General features: G+C 57.1%; 16 protein-coding genes. 6 read left to right on the top strand and 10 right to left on the bottom strand.

Annotation, left to right across the window (positions count from 1 at the left end; genetic code table 11):
* The first annotated feature begins 14 nt into the window (after positions 1-14).
* Together J2X43_RS28265 and J2X43_RS28260 are read left to right on the top strand one after the other, a co-directional pair.
* A complete protein-coding gene (locus J2X43_RS28265) occupies positions 15-1,376 on the top strand; it encodes a mandelate racemase/muconate lactonizing enzyme family protein (RefSeq protein ID WP_310300507.1) in 1,362 nt (453 codons plus the stop codon).
* Between the two features lie 17 nt (positions 1,377-1,393).
* Positions 1,394-2,593, top strand: coding sequence for a mandelate racemase/muconate lactonizing enzyme family protein (locus tag J2X43_RS28260; RefSeq protein ID WP_112386826.1), 1,200 nt, complete (start codon positions 1,394-1,396; stop codon positions 2,591-2,593).
* A gap of 693 nt (positions 2,594-3,286) precedes the next feature.
* Here the strand turns inward: J2X43_RS28260 and J2X43_RS28255 are convergent.
* The 5 genes from J2X43_RS28255 to J2X43_RS28235 all read right to left on the bottom strand — a co-directional run bounded on the left by J2X43_RS28255 (position 3,287) and on the right by J2X43_RS28235 (position 7,822).
* Positions 3,287-4,471 (bottom strand): low temperature requirement protein A, encoded by a 1,185-nt coding sequence (locus J2X43_RS28255; protein ID WP_310300502.1) that lies wholly within the window; start codon positions 4,469-4,471, stop codon positions 3,287-3,289.
* Positions 4,472-4,591: 120 nt separating this feature from the next.
* A complete protein-coding gene (locus J2X43_RS28250) occupies positions 4,592-5,929 on the bottom strand; it encodes a PQQ-dependent sugar dehydrogenase (RefSeq protein ID WP_405049655.1) in 1,338 nt (445 codons plus the stop codon).
* Position 5,930: 1 nt separating this feature from the next.
* Positions 5,931-6,368 (bottom strand): DUF2231 domain-containing protein, encoded by a 438-nt coding sequence (locus J2X43_RS28245; protein WP_310300499.1) that lies wholly within the window; start codon positions 6,366-6,368, stop codon positions 5,931-5,933.
* A gap of 423 nt (positions 6,369-6,791) precedes the next feature.
* Positions 6,792-7,019: a DUF6894 family protein gene (locus J2X43_RS28240; RefSeq protein WP_310300496.1), complete on the bottom strand. Its 228-nt coding sequence runs from the start codon at positions 7,017-7,019 to the stop codon at positions 6,792-6,794.
* 77 nt (positions 7,020-7,096) lie between these two features.
* Positions 7,097-7,822 (bottom strand): Crp/Fnr family transcriptional regulator, encoded by a 726-nt coding sequence (locus J2X43_RS28235; protein WP_310300493.1) that lies wholly within the window; start codon positions 7,820-7,822, stop codon positions 7,097-7,099.
* A 1,189-nt stretch (positions 7,823-9,011) separates the two neighbouring features.
* Here J2X43_RS28235 and J2X43_RS28230 point away from each other — a divergent pair.
* A complete protein-coding gene (locus J2X43_RS28230; protein WP_310300490.1) occupies positions 9,012-9,305 on the top strand; it encodes a hypothetical protein in 294 nt (97 codons plus the stop codon).
* 198 nt (positions 9,306-9,503) lie between these two features.
* On the opposite strand, the gene J2X43_RS28225 is transcribed toward J2X43_RS28230, so the two are convergent.
* From J2X43_RS28225 to J2X43_RS28205, 5 genes are all read right to left on the bottom strand, one after another.
* On the bottom strand, positions 9,504-9,836 hold the full coding sequence (locus J2X43_RS28225; protein ID WP_310300487.1) for a hypothetical protein: 333 nt from the start codon (positions 9,834-9,836) through the stop codon (positions 9,504-9,506).
* 959 nt (positions 9,837-10,795) lie between these two features.
* On the bottom strand, positions 10,796-11,152 hold the full coding sequence (locus J2X43_RS28220; protein WP_310300484.1) for a hypothetical protein: 357 nt from the start codon (positions 11,150-11,152) through the stop codon (positions 10,796-10,798).
* Between the two features lie 288 nt (positions 11,153-11,440).
* Positions 11,441-11,650 (bottom strand): hypothetical protein, encoded by a 210-nt coding sequence (locus J2X43_RS28215; protein WP_112386835.1) that lies wholly within the window; start codon positions 11,648-11,650, stop codon positions 11,441-11,443.
* Between the two features lie 229 nt (positions 11,651-11,879).
* Positions 11,880-12,068 carry a hypothetical protein gene (locus tag J2X43_RS28210; protein ID WP_112386836.1) on the bottom strand — a complete coding sequence of 63 codons (189 nt, stop codon included), beginning with the start codon at positions 12,066-12,068 and terminating at the stop codon, positions 11,880-11,882.
* Positions 12,069-12,243: 175 nt separating this feature from the next.
* The gene (locus J2X43_RS28205; protein ID WP_112446054.1) at positions 12,244-12,426 is read right to left on the bottom strand and encodes a hypothetical protein; all 183 of its coding nucleotides are present in this window, start codon (positions 12,424-12,426) and stop codon (positions 12,244-12,246) included.
* 846 nt (positions 12,427-13,272) lie between these two features.
* Between J2X43_RS28205 and J2X43_RS28200 the strand changes: the two genes are divergently transcribed.
* From J2X43_RS28200 to J2X43_RS28190, 3 genes are read left to right on the top strand one after another with little or no spacing between them, the layout of a single operon-like run.
* Positions 13,273-13,806, top strand: a complete 534-nt coding sequence (locus J2X43_RS28200) for a 2Fe-2S iron-sulfur cluster-binding protein (RefSeq protein ID WP_112386837.1) — start codon at positions 13,273-13,275, stop codon at positions 13,804-13,806.
* Positions 13,803-14,792 (top strand): xanthine dehydrogenase family protein subunit M, encoded by a 990-nt coding sequence (locus J2X43_RS28195; RefSeq protein WP_112386838.1) that lies wholly within the window; start codon positions 13,803-13,805, stop codon positions 14,790-14,792. Before J2X43_RS28200 ends, J2X43_RS28195 begins: the two co-directional genes overlap by 4 nt.
* Positions 14,789-17,074: a xanthine dehydrogenase family protein molybdopterin-binding subunit gene (locus tag J2X43_RS28190; RefSeq protein ID WP_310300476.1), complete on the top strand. Its 2,286-nt coding sequence runs from the start codon at positions 14,789-14,791 to the stop codon at positions 17,072-17,074. Before J2X43_RS28195 ends, J2X43_RS28190 begins: the two co-directional genes overlap by 4 nt.
* Positions 17,075-17,148 lie beyond the last annotated feature (74 nt).

Genomic DNA, 17,148 nt, shown 5'->3' with positions numbered 1-17,148 from the left:
CGAGGAATCAAATCATGCGAGAGGTAGATGGAGCGGAAGAAGCGCTCAATCGGATAAACTTGAATTCAAAACCGTCCGAACTTCGCATCACGGATATGCGGGTCGCCGAGATCAACGGTGCCCCGTTCACCTCTGCGCTTCTCAAGATCTATACGAACCAGGGAATTGTCGGGTTCGGCGAGGTTAGAGACGGGGCTAGCGCGACCTACGCTCTTATGCTGAAAAGCCGCTTGCTGGGGGAGAACCCCTGCGACATCGATCGCCTGTTCCGGCGTATCAAGCAGTTTGGTGGACACGGGCGCCAGGGCGGTGGCGTGTCGGCGGTTGAAATTGCTTTGTGGGATCTTGCCGGCAAGGCCTATGGCGTTCCGGTCTACCAGATGCTTGGCGGACGATTTCGCGAGCAGGTGCGCGTCTATTGCGATACCGACGCCACCGTGCCGAGCGGCACGGAGACCGGAAAGCGCCTGAAGCAGCGCATGGAACTCGGTTTCACATTCCTGAAGATGGATCTCGGGCTGATGCAGATTGCTGATGTGCCAGGAGCTGTCGTGTTTCCCGCAGGATCGCTCGAGGGATACCGCAAAAGCCCGGTGCGTGGGCCGCTGAAAACCATCGATGAGCGCCGTCTGCGCAATGCCGCCTACGATCTGCACAACGTTCAGCACCCGTTCACCGGCCTCCACTTTACAGACAAGGGCCTTGACCTGCTTGAGAAGTACATCGCCGAAGTTCGTGAAGTCATCGGCATGAATATCCCGCTGGCAATCGACCATATTGGCCATATTTCGATGCAGAACGGCATTCGCCTCGCCAGGCGGATCGAGAAATATGTCCCGGCCTGGCTCGAAGACGTGATCCCCTGGCAATATGCGCAGCAATATCGTCAGCTGCAGGATTCGACCACCGTCCCGATCTGTACCGGCGAGGACATCTACCTGAAGGAGGGGTTCAAGCCGCTTCTCGACGGCGGCGGCGTCTCCGTTATCCATCCGGATCTGCTGACCAGTGGGGGGATACTGGAAACCAAGAAAATCGGCGACATGGCACAGGAATACGGTGTCGCGATGGCAATCCACATGGCGGAGAGCCCCATCGCCGCGATGGCGGCTGCCCATGTTGCGACCGCGACCGAGAATTTCATGGCGCTCGAATATCATTCGGCCGATGTCGACTGGTGGGACGACATCGTCACCGGCCTCCCAAAGCCTCTCGTCAAAGATGGCTTCATCACCGTACCGGACAAGCCGGGCCTGGGGATAGACGACGTCGTCGATGAATTCATCTCACGTCATCTGCAGCCGGGCGTTGCCGGGATTTGGGAGCCTACCGACCGCTGGGACAACGAGTATTCCTGGGATCGTACCTGGAGCTGAAGCGAGGAGGAACGAAGATGAAGATCACCGATCTGCGCTGCGCCGTTATCGGCAAACATCCTATCGTCCGTGTCGTGACGGATGAGGGCCTCTATGGGCTTGGCGAAGTCGAATTCACGAAGTCCTACCTAAAACCGTTTGTGCTGCATTTCCGCGATGCGCTGATTGGCGAAGACCCGACCGACGTCGAAAGAGTGATGCTGAAAATCCGCCAACGCGGGTCTTTCAAGCCATATGGGGCTGCGGTCAGCGCAATAGAGCATGCGTTGTGGGATATTGCCGGCAAGGCGGCGAGCGTCCCCGTTTACAAGCTGCTCGGTGGCAAGGTACGCGACAAGGTGCGCGTCTACAATGGCTCTATCCGCCAGAAGCGCACCGGCGATCGGCCGGAGGATTACGCTGCCGACGTCAAATGGATGATGGAGCAGCCGCAGAACTTCTTTATGGTGAAGCAAGGGATCTCGTTCCATTCGAATATGAAAGACAGCATCGAGGGCTTCCACTACGGCGTAACGCAGAAGAAGGCTGGCTATCACGGCGCAATGGATCAGGGCGTAATCAGCGAGCGCGGCTTCAACCACATGCTCGACTGCGTGATCGCGATGAAGGAGGTGCTGGGCGATAAGGTCAGTCTAGCGCTCGACTGCGGGCCGGGCTGGATGCTGCCGGATGCGATTAAGTTCGCGCGAGCGGTGGAGAAGTACAATTTGATGTGGCTCGAGGATATGTTGACCGGGGACTATGTTCCCTGGGTCAATCCCCAGGCCTATCGCGAACTGACCACCTCCACCTCGACACCGATCCATACCGGTGAGCAAATTTACCTGCGGCACAATTTCAAGGAATTGATCGAGACGCAGGCAGTGCGCGTCATCGGGCCGGATCCAGCTGACATTGGCGGCATTGCCGAACTCAAATGGGTTGCCGAGCATGCGTACATGCACTCGATCCTGATGGCGCCGCATGGCACTGCCAACGGCCTTTTGGGCCTAGGAGCGCTGATCAATGTCTGCGCCACCTTGCCGGCAAATTATGTCGCATTCGAATATCCAAGCGCCTCCGACGCCTGGTGGGAGGATCTGGTCATTGGCCTGCCGCCGAAGATCGTAAAGGACAGCATGGTGGACGTGTTAGAGGCTCCGGGCCTGGGCGTCGATATAGATGCTGAGCGTGCTAAGAAATATCTTATGGAAGAGGATGCGGATTTTTTCGCCTGAACGTCCTCGCGTGACGTGGAAGCTCGTTTCGTAGCAAAGAGATCGCCATCGCGGAGAACTTCAAACGAAGTGCGGGCGCAAGTTGGCGTCCACGCGATTGACTGCGATCGACCCGTGCGAAGGTTGGACATCGCACGTGCTGGGCCGATAACCAAGTCTTTTCAGCAGCGCGTTTTGATCGATGATCTCCGCGTTCAGCTCTGGCTGTCCTTGAGTGCCCGACTTGCTGTGGTCCCCGATATGTCTTGCGAGAGCGCGTAAGGTCGCTCTAGGCTGCTGTTGCATCATTTGTTGATTTTGCTGCCCACGTCTGATGGTCAAAGTGTCAATTCAAACCTGGAAAGCCAAAAACGCAATCAAACAACTGTCACAAGCCGCACTATGTGCGCTATTTCGTGCCCTGAAGGGCGACTTAAAGGCCTGCAGAAGATGACCTTAGCTTGCGGGACATACAGTTCGTTCTGAGCGCAGAACCACTTTTGCGGGATTTAAAATGCAAGGTTGAACAAGATCCTGCCCCATTGCAAGGTGCCGCAATTTCATCGCGCCATTGTGGCAGCCATTGCCCTACCGACGCTCGGGAGCCTGCCCACCGGAAGTCACCAAGCCCGCGGACAAGCGATCGCGGCTTCCGCTCTAACGCCACGGATCTCTTTGCTCATCGCACGGGTGTTGCGCAGCGCGAGGCGGTTATTATGCCGATTGCGCAGATGGCCGGCGAAGCGCAGCATACTCCCAAGCGCCTGTGGCGAGCAGTGCCGCCGTGGCGGCGATGTTCATACCGTAGAGCGGCAGCAGCGGCGTAGCGATTGCGATTGCCAGAAGTCCAACGAGGCCTGCGGCATGCGAAAACGGTATCCGCTCCGCCGCGGCCAGTTTTAGCCAAATGTTTCCACATAGGAACAGGAATGGCCCCCCGGCGATTGCTGCAGTGGCCCTCAGGTCAGCTTGCTCGTGAGGGTGCGAGAGCGCAAAGTCTTCGCCAACCGCTGTCAAGATAATGCCGGCGACGATCGGCAGATGACCGTAGGTGAAAAGATTGTGCGCGACAGCTTCCGGCTTGGATGTCACCTCGGCCTTTTCGGCGGCCTCTTCTTGGCCCTGGTGAAAATAAATCCACCACATGGCGACTGTGGTTAGAAAGGCCCCACAAAATACCAAAAAAGTTAAATCTGTGCCCATGTGTTCGGCAGCGTTACGCCCGGTTGTCAAAATGGTCTCGCCGAGGCAGATGATGACGAACAAAGCGCAGCGCTCAGCAAGGTGCTCACCGTTCAGGTGCAGCGTTTCCTTTTCGGATCCCCCCAGGCCTGGAAAGCGAAACCGCAACAATGGCGCACTATATTCCAGCCCCAGAGCAATGCTCCAGATGGACAGCCGCCATTCGAATGAAGCCAGCCCGCCTCCGATCCAGAGCGTTCCGGCAGCGCATGCCCAAACGGTGATGCGAAGGAAGGTGGAAGCCGACTTGGGATCATGACGGCGAAATGCGAACCATGCAAAAAGTGACCTTCCGATCTGCATGCCAACATAAATGACGGCAAATGGCAGAGGATGGTCACCGAAAGCTTCAGGAAGGGCGATAGCCAAGAGAATACCCGCAAACATGAGCGCGAACAAAAGTAAGCGGACAGGCTCGCTGTCGGTATTTAGAAGGTTTGTGACCCAGGTCGTATTGATCCAAAGCCACCAGATCGCCAAGATGAGCAGTAGGGCTTCTCCTGCGGTCGCTGAGGTGAAATCCTCCGCAAGAGTGTGGGACAACTGGATCAGCCCGAATACAAAGACGAGATCGAAAAACAGCTCTGGGAAGCTTGCTTTCGACTTTTCCGCGTCCTTGTCACGGAGCCAGGCCCGGCCAGATTTTCTCGCCTTCATTGAGATGTCCATCGACCAGGGTTAGCGTTGCCAGCGGCCCTCATTGTTATGTGGTTCTCCTTTGGTCGCAGCGAAACGCCAATGTGGGCAACTCTCGCCCTCGCAAACCAGTGACGCGCTTCAAGGCTTGGCCGTCACTCGCCACACCTTGTTTCCGACATCGTCGGCAATGAGTAAAGCGCCGGTTTTATCGAGCGTCACGCCGACCGGCCGGCCTTGCGCCTGTTCCTGATCGTTCAAGAACCCGGACACCACATCCTTCGGCGCGCCACTGGGCCTTCCCTCTGAAAATGGCACGAATATCACCTTGTAGCCGTTGAACGCATTGCGGTTCCAGCTGCCATGCTCGCCGACAAAGGCGCCGCTTCGATATTCTTCAGGCAAGCTCGTGCCGTTAGAAAACGCCATGCCGAGTGGGGCGACGTGGGAACTGAGCGCATAATCGGGGACAATCGCTTTGGCGACGAGGTCAGGCCGTTGCGGCATGACGCGCGGATCGACGTGCTGGCCGTAGTAACTGTAGGGCCAGCCATAAAAGCCGCCCTCTCTGACGGAAGTCATGTAATCAGGCACCAAGTTTGGTCCGAGCTCGTCACGCTCGTTGACCACCGTCCAGAGAGCCTTTGTCTGCGGTTCGATGCTCAGCCCATTTGGATTGCGCAAACCGCTTGCGAAAACGCGGTGCATTCCCGTCTGCCGATCGATTTCCCAGATCGCTGCCCGGTCTTTCTCCGCCTGGATGCCGTTTTCCGTAATGTTACTGTTTGAGCCGACACCCACGTAAAGCAGCGAACCGTCCGCGCTCGCCGTCATGCTTTTTGTCCAGTGATGGTCGATTGGCCCTCCAGGAAGATCTGTTAGTACCGTGCCAGGCTCGGTAATTTTTGTCTCGCCCGGCGTATAGGCATAGCGCACAACCGCGTCGGTATTGGCGACATATAGATCGTTTCCGACAAGAACTACGCCGAAGGGCGAGTTCAAATGATCGAGGAAAACGTCTTGAATTTCGGCCGTCCCATCGCCATCGGCGTCTCTCAGCAGCGTGATGCGGTTGCTTTTGCCGCTGCTTCCGGTTCCTCCAGTCGCGAACGACTGAACTATACCCATGATCAAGTCTTTTGGACGCTTCGCTGACACCTCGGGAGGCGCCACTGACTCCACCGCCAATATATCACCGTTGGGCAACGTATACACTGAGCGCGGATGCTGTAATCCGGAGGCAAGCGCCTTTACTTCAAGACCGCTCGCGACAGTCGGCACTTTGCCGTCCTTCCATCCTACGACCTTGGCTATATGCATTGGCGGAATCAGATATTGGGATTGATTGGGAAGCTTTGGATCTGGCCCGATCTCTGCGTTTGGATCGGGCTCATTGTCGCTGCAGGCGGAAACCAAAAGGGCAGTCGAGGCGAAAAGTGTTGCTATAACAAAAAGGCGGGAACGTTGGCGCGCCATCATATCAATATCCTCTGGCGATCCGCCGCTCGGTGATGGAGCCGCAAATCGAAACCACCACGATGAGCACAAACGCCACGATCGACAAAGCTAGACCGAAGGGAACGACCGACGTCCAGGCATCGCGGCTATGGATCAGCGCGTTTACAAATGAAATAGCGAAAATCGCGATGCCACCAAGAACGTAGAGCGCTGAGGCGAGCCCGGCGAAGCGAAACCGACCAAGCGCGAGATCAACAAGACCGGCAAGGAGGGCAACACCGCCGGTGACCAGCCCGGCTGCCAGAAGCCATGCAGAGAAATTCGCCCAGGTCATTTCTGCCGTCTGCCAATACGCAATGTCAGTGAACAACGCACCAATGAAGCAGGCCGCTGAAAAATGAAGAGGGATTGAGCGAAGGGATGGTTTGTAGATGGGGATGGAGGCTTCTACGGGGATCATGGGTCTATCCTGAGGAACGTCTTCGCGTTCTTCACAAACCACCACCGGTCGCAATTGTTCCCGCCCGTCATCGAACCGAGAAGCCAGCACGCAAGTTAGCTACGCCACATAGACACGCTGTTTCGCGTGGGGGATGTTACAGCCTGGATCTCGCAGGACGCAAACCAAGCCAGACATTTCTTTATCAGGCAAAATTTATAGTTCACTGGCCGCAGCGCGTGCTGCGAGAAGTCATTTTTCAAGGTGCAATAAGATCTTGGCGATCGGCCGCAATTTGCTACTATCCGATGATAGGTTCCACGGAGCAATGTGCCGGGGCATCATCACCGCGCAAACGCACTGCCATTGAACGGGAAGCCGCTCTGTGGCCTTGCGAGGTCGATTTAAGAACCTGATCCATCCGGTGTTTAAGCGGGCTACCGATCAATGCAGAACATCTTTGAAGTCAATGCGGGCAACAATGTCACCTGACTCGTTCGTCAATTCAAACACCTGGTCTCGAAGGGCGGCACCGGTCCTCAAGCGCTCGGCAATCATTTCCCGCGCATTTGCTTTTGCCTCATCGATCGCGGCTTCAAGCGAACCGAGGTCACTACCTTCCGGATCTGCAATATATGTTTCGCCATCTCGAATATTAAAAAAATAGCGCATGTTCTGCTCCGCGGGTCAGTGTCTTTTCTTGGAAAATCTCTTTTCCGAATGATGTGCGCTTCAGATTGTTCCGAGTATTATTCGGTTTCCATATGCGCGCGGCCGATCAGCCTTTCGAATTCCTGTTCAGGGATACCATAGGATCCAGCAGCGAATTCCTCCAAGCCTTTCCGATCGAGGACAATGATCAAGCCACGATTTGAGCGGATCAGCCGCTCGCCCTCAAGCACGTGCAACGCCGTCGTCACACTTGGGCGACGTGTCCCAAGCATGAAAGCGATATATTCGTGCGTGATATCGAGTTCGTCTGAGCGGAGACGGTCGTGACACATCAAGATCCACCTCGCTAGGCGCTGCTCGATCCTATAGCGGGCATTTGCGAGCGCCGTATAGGCGACCTGTGTTGCGAACACATGCATGTACTTGATGAACGGGATCTGCAGTGAGGAACTCCTTGCCGTCAACTCCCGCATTACTTTGATTGGAACACGGTAACCCAGGCCAGCAACATGCATCTCAATCAAGTAGGGGACGATGTCATCGCCGATGATCGTCGAAGTTGGAACAAAACCTTCCGATCCGAACATCCCTGCCTCCGCCGACCTGTCATTCGGTGAAACGGTCATCACCGCGCCGATGCCCGACTCCGGAAAGTAAAGATACTCAAGTCTGCTGCGCGGCCGGGCGATCTCGAAATGTGCAGGCAGCTTAACCTTCTCAAGATACGGTTGCAGAAGCGTGAAGTCCGCGGGCATCAATGCGGCGAGCATCCGGTTGCCGACTTCGTTCTGGCGAAAGGTCAATTCAAACTCCTCAAGGCGTTATCGACGAACGAACGCGGCTTAATGTTAGCAAGACGCATTGTCTCAAAAAGCCACCGCTTCTTCCGCCAGTGACCCGGAAAACGGCCCGTTGACCTTTAAGAGCGCGACGGCGCAACCAGCGAAGTCCGACTGTCTTTTCCGGCGGCGATCGATACGGGTTGCATCTGACGTGCTTCGCAATCAACGAACATCCTAATATTTCCACTGTTCTGCTTGAACACAGCAGATATTCAACGAGTAAACAGCAGGCTGCGACAAATGTTCCAGTTTCGCGGCGTTGCAATCTCCGCCCAACGCGAAGAAGGTGGACTATCGGCAAATTTCGATCATCGTAATTTCCTTATGCCAGCGTCACGATAATACCCTCGACACGCCGGGGGACATCGCTGCGGTTAAAGTATGCCCTTGATCCGGTGTTCAGAGATCCATCCGGCTTCCTCCGCGCAGTCCATCAGCAGCTTCAGGATCGACAGCGTTTTGTTGCCAAAACGATGTCCCTTTTACTCTGTCGTGCGATTGTGTACCGCCTTCATCGCAGATGCAGTCACCCGGCCAGCAGTCGCAGCGGAAGTAGCCGCAACCGTTACAAGCCAAGCATTTCGAAAGACGATCAGTCATTCGCGTGCTCCCCATTGATTGCAGCAAGTGCCGAACGCTCCAGCGCTGGCAAGGAAGGCATCGTACTGCAGGCCGCCGCGGGATGTCTTACTCAAGAACTGCCGCGATCTTTCGGCCGCCGACACTAGGATCTGGTGACAATGTGGAGGCGAGGGCCGGATAGCTGAGATTGGCATATCCAAACGCGCTCGCCATACCTTGGCGGATTACCTGAAAGACGCCTAAGAGGATTTGGCTGTGCATCGGGGCTTTCATCCGGGGTGTTGTCCCGGTGAACATTCTACAGTGCGTAGTGGATATTGTGGTGATTTGCACGAAGCGACCACCAAATCAGGCCGCCTTCGGGTTGTCTTTTTCGTTTCAGAGATCGGGCCGCCTTCCGTTGCAAAAATACGGTCTTGCGAAGATGAGCCTGATGGCCAAACTCGCTTGTGACCAGCGAGAACGCTGCGGCCCACCACCCATTAGGTGCGTTAAAACAGGTCTTGATTTTCCGCCGCCTTCTCCTCAATCTTGCGCCGTCAAACACGCAACGAGGAAGGAGATGGCCATGGCGAACACCTCGTTTGACGCTCCGTTGTTCCTGAGGAAGCGGCATTATATTCAGGAACTCGCTAGCCTCGAAGATGTCTTTGACTTCCTCGACGAATGGGCGGAAGAGCAAAGAGATGCCACCTATGAGGTTATTGAAAAGGCTTGCCGCATGGCGGCCCAAGGTATCTTTCCTTTGCCAGCGTTCAGGGAAAACCTTCGTCGGTTCCTGATAAAGCACCGCATGCTCGCAAACATTGAAGAGGTGCCCGTTGTTGCCAAGCGCCAGAGCGATCGGAACATCGGCTCGTAGGCGCCTTCATAGACACAGCGCAAATTCCACGCCCCGCCGCCCTTTCATTCAGGTGGCGGCTTTTCACATCAGGAGATGCCTAGCTTCGTCATAGGATATGGACGCAACGATAGCGGCCTCATCGCAGCGTGGACGGCGCACTAGGCTTTATGTAGTGGACATGGCGGTGATTTGCGCGAAGGGATCCTAGGTTTGCGTCTAACTGCGCGCGCGTCTCCAGCCCGCCGCGCGCGCCTCGGCCTCTGAGCAGAACCACCGTTCTCCATACTGGGGATAAATCTTGGTCTCTTCGTAATATTCCTGGCCTGGCACATGGTAAATGTGTTCACGGCTTTGGATGCTGATGTTGCCCTTGATGTTGCAAGCACCACTGAGCGCTGATGTGGGGCTGAGAAGATTGACCGCATCGACGGCACCGTAACCAATCACGCCTGCGCCGATGACAGCCAGATAGAACGCCTTCATCGAGAAGAGCGGTGGCGCCTGCTTCACTCGGTATCGTGGGGGCGGAAATGAGCGGTGTGTCGGCATTCCATAAGGATGCCGTGACCATGCGGGAACGCAAGGAAAAGTTGAGCTCCGGGTAAACTGAAGGTTGGCAATATGATTAAAAAGCCAAGCTTCGGGCGGCACAATCACAGAAGTGCTACGGCGCTAGATGGTAGCTCTCGGGCCGGTCAAGCACATTGCCGCGATGGTGCACCAACCGACCTACTAGGCGGTTCGCTTTCGTCTAGGCTTAACGGGCTTGACGGGTTCAAGCAGGACCGTAGCGGCTCTCTCCGCGTCGCGGGCTAAGCGCAACTCCCGCAGCTGCGATGTCTTCTTATCGCGAGCGGCATCCTGTGCGGCGATGATCGACATGGATTCCGTATGGGTGGCTTGTGCTTTGGTCGCTGATTTGTTCATCACCTATAAGTAGTGCGCGAAATGAAACTTTCAATGGTTGGTAGGGACTAGGCGGGCGCGGGAAGCCTCACTGAGGCCATAAGGAAACGTTTCCGCCACGCCTCGTGAGCGAGGGGCGCTTACTATACGCTTCGGGGCCACCCATCAGACCCAAATGAGAGACCAGCGTCGAAAACAATTCCGAGCGCTCCCGTTAAGCCGCCCCTTTTAGCTTCGGCCTTGAAGATCGAGAAAAAGGCCCGCTCTAAGGCGGGGCGGGTGTGCGTATTGGAGTGTGTTGAGGCGATTACAACGCAGACGTCAGAAAACACACCTGTGTTTACAGGCCAGGGATAGTGAACGGCGTCAACCTTCGCACTGCCACCATTGGGGATCTCAAAGCAATGAACCAGATGCTTGTGATGCTTGTCGCGGTGGGAAGACGCTCGGCGCGATCTGACGCTGCCTTCGTTCATGACAACTAAGAGCCCGGTCAAGCAGCCATCCGATGTTCGGTGGAGCTAGAATGATGGTAGAACTAGATGCCGTGAGGCGACACTCGCCATTCGATGAGACGGACCACGCTGACGCTATCCCTTGACCTACTGGATCTTCTCTGTACCCGATGGCGATGTTACCTGGGTTGGCCCGCCCCCACTGCCGCTAGGCGACGGCGATCGGTCTGTTTTTTCCGGCGGACGTGCACTGCCATCGGCCGCGTTATTATCGAATGTGCCTGCTCCGGATGGCTGTGCGTTGATAGGATCGTTCGATGTCGAGGCTGTTGGTTTGGCATCCATGTCAATGCTTTCGCCCCATATACCGAGGCCCGCCCAGGCGATCAGCGCAAGCACAAGACCACTGATCAGCACGATCAGGACTGGCCTGCCGCGGTTTCCCTGCCTTGCTTGCGTGGCGGTTTCCGTCACATCTCTTTGGTCGCCATCGTTTCTCGTCATTCTGAACATCCTTCGAGCGAGCTGGAATTTCGCGGCCACCACATCGGAAGGCGCTATGTCCTAAGCTAGTCGTTGCCTGAAGGTTCCCGATATCGCACCAATGCTGTACGGGTTTCCGCTAGATCGGTGGGATTTCCTCCGGCGACATTATGGACCGCCCTGAATATCTAAACCGTGGGGATGGTCGGCCCGGCCGTCGAAGGTTGATCTATCCAGCGAGTCCGCGACCGGCATCGTGCGCCATACGTCGACGTAAATTGTCTTGAGTTCAAATTTGAACGGCTAGCGTCAACGATCGCTGATGGACGGCAGGTGTACTTCAACTTGGTGCCGATCTATTTCGCTAAGCGTTAATATCTTTTCCTTCCAGAACGCCTCCGCCTCCGGAGTGTCCTTGTCCCAGGAACGGACACTAATGATGTTGTCGTCGATATTCGCAAGTCTGCGTCCGCCTAAGCGCACATATTCCTCTGCAAGTTTCCGTGATGTGCTTGTCATTAACTTTCTCCTTCACAAGGAAACACACGTGCGCATCAACAGTTCCTGCTCCGACCTATAATTGCATACCGACCACCTATCATGGCAAAGATCATGCCGGCATCGATCGGCTGTCCGAGACGCTGGACTGCGGGGTGTCTTGCTCGTCGCCTGCACTCATCTTCCAATATTGATCGAAGCCGCGAAATGTTTCGCTGCCCCAACCGTTACCGAGAAGAAGTCGAGACTGTCAGCCGGAAGACGATCGGCCCGCAGCCTCACGCTGAGCTTTCAGCCGTTCGGTTTTCTCGCGGCGCGCGTCGATTTCCGCCCCGATGGTCGCCATCGCCAGATCGTTTGTGGTATCGAAGCGATCGCGGCGTTCCTGTGCCGTTAAGGTGTTCCGGCGTCGGATGTGTTCTGGATCTTGTTTGGACATGCCATCGAGCTAGGCCGCCGTCAGAAAGCGGCAAGCCGCGGGTCGGCAAGCGTCCTATACCGTACAGTTGATTAATCGGTAGTGGATAGCCGTAAGATAGTTGCCGGTCGGCATCTAAGGGCCACGTCAACAGGCCGAGGCGAGTACGACCAGCGGCATAAGTTCGTATGCTAGTTCACCCACTACCCGGTGACACGCTCTCATCCCCCTTATCGGGTAACGAACCTGCTCCAGGCGTCTTGGTTTCATCCTGAAGATGCGGTTTGTCATGGGGTCCGGCTGGCGGATTATCCACCCCATTGACCGGCTTCTTTCCAGTCTCCTCTATTGCCTGCTGGGCCTTCGTGTCCTTATTCATCTCGCAATCCCTTTCATCGGCCTGATTAAATCCCTGGTCGCTTGGATAGTTCCGCGCTTAGCCCGTGCGCGATCGCCACGCATTCCGCTTCGGCGTAATTTCGGATGCCGGGATTCATAGCAACCGTGAACGCGAACTTTATGATTTTAATCAGCCGATCAGCAATTTTAACAGTGAGCGCGCAACATTCTCTGGCGGCGGGAACGCTGTGCAGGAAATGCGACACCGCCGTTCACCCGTGTTCAGGCCTCCGCCCTTCAATGTCCTCCTTGCCCCGAGGTCTGGCGCGCTGGCCACACCTCGTAGGTGCCACGCTCGCAGAGTTCCAACGTCTTGGCATCGACGGCTTGGCCCGCTAGGTGCAACCGTGCCCAGTCGCTAATCCACTCGATTTTGGGACGAACGTGTTGTCTTTCGGGCAGGTCCGTGTTCGTCTTACGCTAAAGCCGTCGGCGCACCATGCCCTGGCGGCCTCGACTATTGCCTTGCTCTGAGCCTTCGTCAGGCCATGATCTGCCGTAATCTTATCGTTGTTATTTTCTCCCCATAGATCCCCCTTCAAATTCCTGCCGTCCGTCTTTCCTGCTGTCATTGACGTGCTGCGGCACGATCAGGCTCAAGCTTCAGATTTCCACAGTTTGTGAGATCAGCAGCGCGGAGCTAATCGAAACAAGGCTGTTGAGGTCTGTTCTCCTCCCTCGAGGATGGAATTGCTTTACCTAGGATTTTTTTGAGGCTGCGGCTGAAATTGAACGAAGATTGGCTGATGGCGTTTGAAACGGGCAGCGTTCCCCCTAGCTTGTACCAGCGGGGGTCGACCGAATCCGGCACAAGGGAGATGAGCCTATGCATTTCATTGTCAACGGAGAACAGATCGATGTCGAGGCAGACATCCGGACGTCGCTCCTCGATCTGCTCAGAAACTGCCTCGGACGAACAGGCACGAAAAAGGGATGCGACCAGGGCGCCTGCGGCGCATGCACCGTGCTTGTTGAAGGCGAGCGCATTAACTCCTGCCTTGCCTTGGCGGTGCAGTATCAGGGCCGCAAGATCGTCACTGTCGAGGGGTTGGCTCAAGACGGACATCTCAATCCGCTGCAGCAGGCATTCGTCGATCATGACGGGTTTCAATGCGGCTATTGCACTCCCGGTCAGCTCTGTTCCGCCATCGGCATGGCAAGCGAGATTGAGAGGGGCATGCCGAGTGCCGTTACAAAGGATCTGACGTCGCCGCGCATCGCTCTCGATCAGACGGAAATTCGTGAGCGGATGAGTGGCAACCTCTGTCGATGCGGCGCCTACAACGGGATCGTCGAGGCGATTTCCGAGACCCTTTCCGCCGGCAATCACCCTACAATCGGAGAGGGGGTCCGCGCATGAACATCTTCACCTACGAGCAGCCTGGCAATACTGCGAGCGCCATTGCGCTCGCCAAGACGAACGGTCGGGCAAAGTACCTCGGCGGCGGCACGAACCTCATTGATCTCATGCGCGAAACCGTCGAGCAACCTGATGTGCTGATCGACGTGACCGGGCTTGATGACCGGATCGAGATGCGTGCTGACGGCAGTCTCTTCGTCGGGGCGGCGGCCAAAAACTCGGCGCTCGCGGCCAACGCGCACGTTCGCGACAGATATCCGTTCTTGGCGCGCTCGATCCTTTCCGGCGCCAGCGCCCAAATCCGCAATATGGCGACCGTCGGGGGCAACATTCTGCAGCGGACGCGCTGCCGGTATTTCTACGACAACGCGGCAAGCTGCAACAAGCGCGTCCCGGGTGCCGGCTGCGATGCGCGCGATGGCTTCAATCGCTATCATGCGATACTGGGCGCTTCGCCTGCCTGCGTGGCGACCCATCCGTCCGACATGTGTGTCGCGCTTGCTGCACTGGATGCGACCGTTCATCTCGGCGGACCTCTCGGTACACGAATGCTGCCTCTGGAGTCGCTGCATCGGCTGCCAGGTGACCACCCTGAGGTGGAAACCGAACTGCTTCCGGGCGAATTGATTACGGCAGTCGAAATACCGCCGCTCGGTTTTGGTCGACGTTCGACCTACAGAAAGGTTCGGGACCGGGCAAGTTACGCCTTCGCGCTGGTTTCCGTTGCTGCCGCCCTCGATGTCGATAACGCCGGTGTCGTGCGCGATGTGCGTCTTGCTCTCGGGGGCGTTGCTCACAAGCCCTGGCGCGCCGCCATCGCCGAGGCGAGCCTGAAAGGTAATCCGGCCGGATCCGACGCTTTTCGCCGCGCCGCGGAAGCCGAACTCGCCGCAGCGGTCGGGCTCAGGGACAACGGTTTCAAGATCGAACTGGCGAAGCGCCTGATCACCGTCGTGCTTGAAGAATTGATGGGAGAGGAAAAATGAGCGCTGGTCAGGATACAAAACCGCAGAAGCCCGGATACTGGCAACCCGCCGTTACCCGCGATCCGCTCCTTCGAAAACACGGCGCCCTTGGCCAACCCGTATCGCGTATCGATGGACCGCTGAAGGTGCAGGGCGCGGCACGCTTTGCTGCCGAGTTTCCCTATGACAATATCTGCTACGCGGCCCTGGCTTTCAGCACGGTGGCCCGCGCACGCATATCGCAGCTCCATGTCGGCGATGCGGAAAAAGCGCCCGGCGTCATCCTGGTCATGACCTATCGCAATGCACCGCGCATGAAAGCGCCGTCATTGATGATGTCGTCACCCAATGCGGCTGGCGCCAGCGACCTGCCGGTAATGCAGACTGACGAGATCCACTGGAACGGCCAGCCGATTGCGTTAGTTCTGGCCGAAACGCAAGAAGCGGCAGATTATGCCGCTTCGCTGATCGACGCCGACTATGATCTCTTACCGGCCGTGACATCCTTCGCCGAGGCCAAGGCAAATCCGCGTCAGCTCGAAACCCTCCTTGGCCAGCCGCCCGTTCTTGAGATCGGCGATGCCGAGAGCGCATTGCGAGCCGCCGCAGTCCAGGTCGACAACCTCTACCGGACGCCGCGTCACAATCATAACGCCATCGAGCTTCATGCGGCAACAGTGGCCTGGAGCGGCGATAACCTCCGTGTCCATGACGCCAGCCAGCTTATCGACCTCACGACCGGCCAGCTTGCAGAGATCTTCGGGATCGATCCGGCAAACGTCCATCTTACTTCGCCCTTCGTCGGTGGCGGATTCGGGGGCAAATGCCTTTGGGATCATCAGATCCTCGCCTGCGCGGCTGCAAAGCTCGCCAGCCGCCCGGTGCGTATTATGCTATCGCGCGAAGGTGTTTTCCGTGTCGTGGGCGGACGCACGGTGACTGAGCAGCGCGTCGCCCTCGGGGCCGACGAAACGGGGAAGCTTGGCGCTCTCATCCACACTGGCATCGTCGCCATGACACCGCACAATTCCTGCCCGGAACAATTCACCTTTCCGGCACGCCACCTTTATGCTGCGGGAAGCTTCCGGCTTGCCCAGGAGGTGGCGGATATGGACATGCTCGCCAATACCTTCATGCGAGCGCCCGGCGAATCCGTTGGAACCTTCGCCCTCGAATGTGCACTGGATGAGCTCGCCGACAAATTGGGGATCGACCCAATCGAGTTGCGGCGGAGGATTGAGCCAGAAACTGACCCGACGAGCAGGAAGCCGTTCTCCTCGCGCATGTTGGTCGAAGCTTACGAGCGGGGCGCGGAGAGGTTCGGCTGGCGCCACCGTAACCGGAAACCGGGACAGGTGCGCGATGGCGAGTGGCTTATCGGCTTGGGATGCGCGACTGCGACCTACCCGTATCACCGCTTTCCAGGGGGGGCAGCGCGCATCAAACTGACAGAAGATGGTTCCGTTGCGGTCTCGACAGCCGTTCACGACATGGGCATGGGCACCGCGACCGCCCAGGCTCAACACATCTCGGCGCGTCTGGGCGTGCCACTCGACAAGGTGAGCTTCGAATACGGAGACAGCCATCTTCCGCGCGGCGTCATCGCGGGAGGCTCGACGCAGACGGCATCGATAGGAGGCGCGATCATTGCCGCCTCCGAAGTGTTCATCGAGGAGCTGCTTAAACTCGCCGGCAACGACTCTCCCCTTGCAGGCCTGTCGTTTGCAGACGTGGAAGCACGCAATTCCGGCCTTGGTCACGTGCAGGATCAGAGCCGCTTTGAAACCTATCAGTCGATCCTGCTCCGGGCGGGACGCACAGAGCTTGTCTGTCAGGCCGAAGCACCGCCGCCTGCCGAAATGGAAGCCTTTTCCATGCATTCCTATGGGGCGCAGTTCTGTGAGGTCGGTGTCAATCAGATTACCGGCGAGACCAGGGTCCGGCGGTTTCTGGGCTCGTTCGACGCTGGCCATATACTCAATGGCAAGATGGCGACCAGCCAGTTCAAGGGCGGCATCATCATGGGAATAGGGCTTGCCCTGACGGAGGAGACTAATTTTGACGAGCGTACAGGTCGCATTGTGAATGCTTCGCTGGCTGAATACCATGTTCCAGTGCAAATGGACGTTCCTCAGATCGACGTCATTTACCTCGACGAGGCCGACCCTCAAGCGCCAATGGGAGCGCGCGGTATAGGCGAGATCGGAATAACTGGGGTAGGGGCGGCCATCGCCAATGCTGTCTATAACGCGACGGGCAAGAGGATCCGTGACCTGCCGATCACATTAGACAAGCTCCTCTGAACGAATGTTTCCTAGGCGGCGAAGTGCCCATCGCCGATCGGGCAGGCTGCCGCTAACGGCTCCCTTGTTTTACC

The sequence above is a fragment of the Rhizobium sp. BE258 genome (assembly GCF_031457345.1).
GTDB lineage: Bacteria > Pseudomonadota > Alphaproteobacteria > Rhizobiales > Rhizobiaceae > Rhizobium.
Note: the sequence above shows the minus strand (reverse complement) of the source record. Positions and strands in the feature narration are given on the sequence as shown.

What these genes read in the sequence shown, in the direction of transcription:
- J2X43_RS28260 (WP_112386826.1), top strand. Translation starts at nt 1,394, where the DNA reads ATGAAGATCACCGATCTGCGCTGCGCCGTTATCGGCAAACATCCTATC.
- J2X43_RS28205 (WP_112446054.1), bottom strand. Translation starts at nt 12,426, where the DNA reads ATGAATAAGGACACGAAGGCCCAGCAGGCAATAGAGGAGACTGGAAAG.
- J2X43_RS28240 (WP_310300496.1), bottom strand. Translation starts at nt 7,019, where the DNA reads ATGCGCTATTTTTTTAATATTCGAGATGGCGAAACATATATTGCAGAT.
- J2X43_RS28265 (WP_310300507.1), top strand. Translation starts at nt 15, where the DNA reads ATGCGAGAGGTAGATGGAGCGGAAGAAGCGCTCAATCGGATAAACTTG.
- J2X43_RS28250 (WP_405049655.1), bottom strand. Translation starts at nt 5,929, where the DNA reads ATGATGGCGCGCCAACGTTCCCGCCTTTTTGTTATAGCAACACTTTTC.
- J2X43_RS28225 (WP_310300487.1), bottom strand. Translation starts at nt 9,836, where the DNA reads ATGCCGACACACCGCTCATTTCCGCCCCCACGATACCGAGTGAAGCAG.
- J2X43_RS28200 (WP_112386837.1), top strand. Translation starts at nt 13,273, where the DNA reads ATGCATTTCATTGTCAACGGAGAACAGATCGATGTCGAGGCAGACATC.
- J2X43_RS28255 (WP_310300502.1), bottom strand. Translation starts at nt 4,471, where the DNA reads ATGAAGGCGAGAAAATCTGGCCGGGCCTGGCTCCGTGACAAGGACGCG.
- J2X43_RS28210 (WP_112386836.1), bottom strand. Translation starts at nt 12,068, where the DNA reads ATGTCCAAACAAGATCCAGAACACATCCGACGCCGGAACACCTTAACG.
- J2X43_RS28215 (WP_112386835.1), bottom strand. Translation starts at nt 11,650, where the DNA reads ATGACAAGCACATCACGGAAACTTGCAGAGGAATATGTGCGCTTAGGC.
- J2X43_RS28230 (WP_310300490.1), top strand. Translation starts at nt 9,012, where the DNA reads ATGGCGAACACCTCGTTTGACGCTCCGTTGTTCCTGAGGAAGCGGCAT.
- J2X43_RS28220 (WP_310300484.1), bottom strand. Translation starts at nt 11,152, where the DNA reads ATGACGAGAAACGATGGCGACCAAAGAGATGTGACGGAAACCGCCACG.
- J2X43_RS28190 (WP_310300476.1), top strand. Translation starts at nt 14,789, where the DNA reads ATGAGCGCTGGTCAGGATACAAAACCGCAGAAGCCCGGATACTGGCAA.
- J2X43_RS28195 (WP_112386838.1), top strand. Translation starts at nt 13,803, where the DNA reads ATGAACATCTTCACCTACGAGCAGCCTGGCAATACTGCGAGCGCCATT.
- J2X43_RS28245 (WP_310300499.1), bottom strand. Translation starts at nt 6,368, where the DNA reads ATGATCCCCGTAGAAGCCTCCATCCCCATCTACAAACCATCCCTTCGC.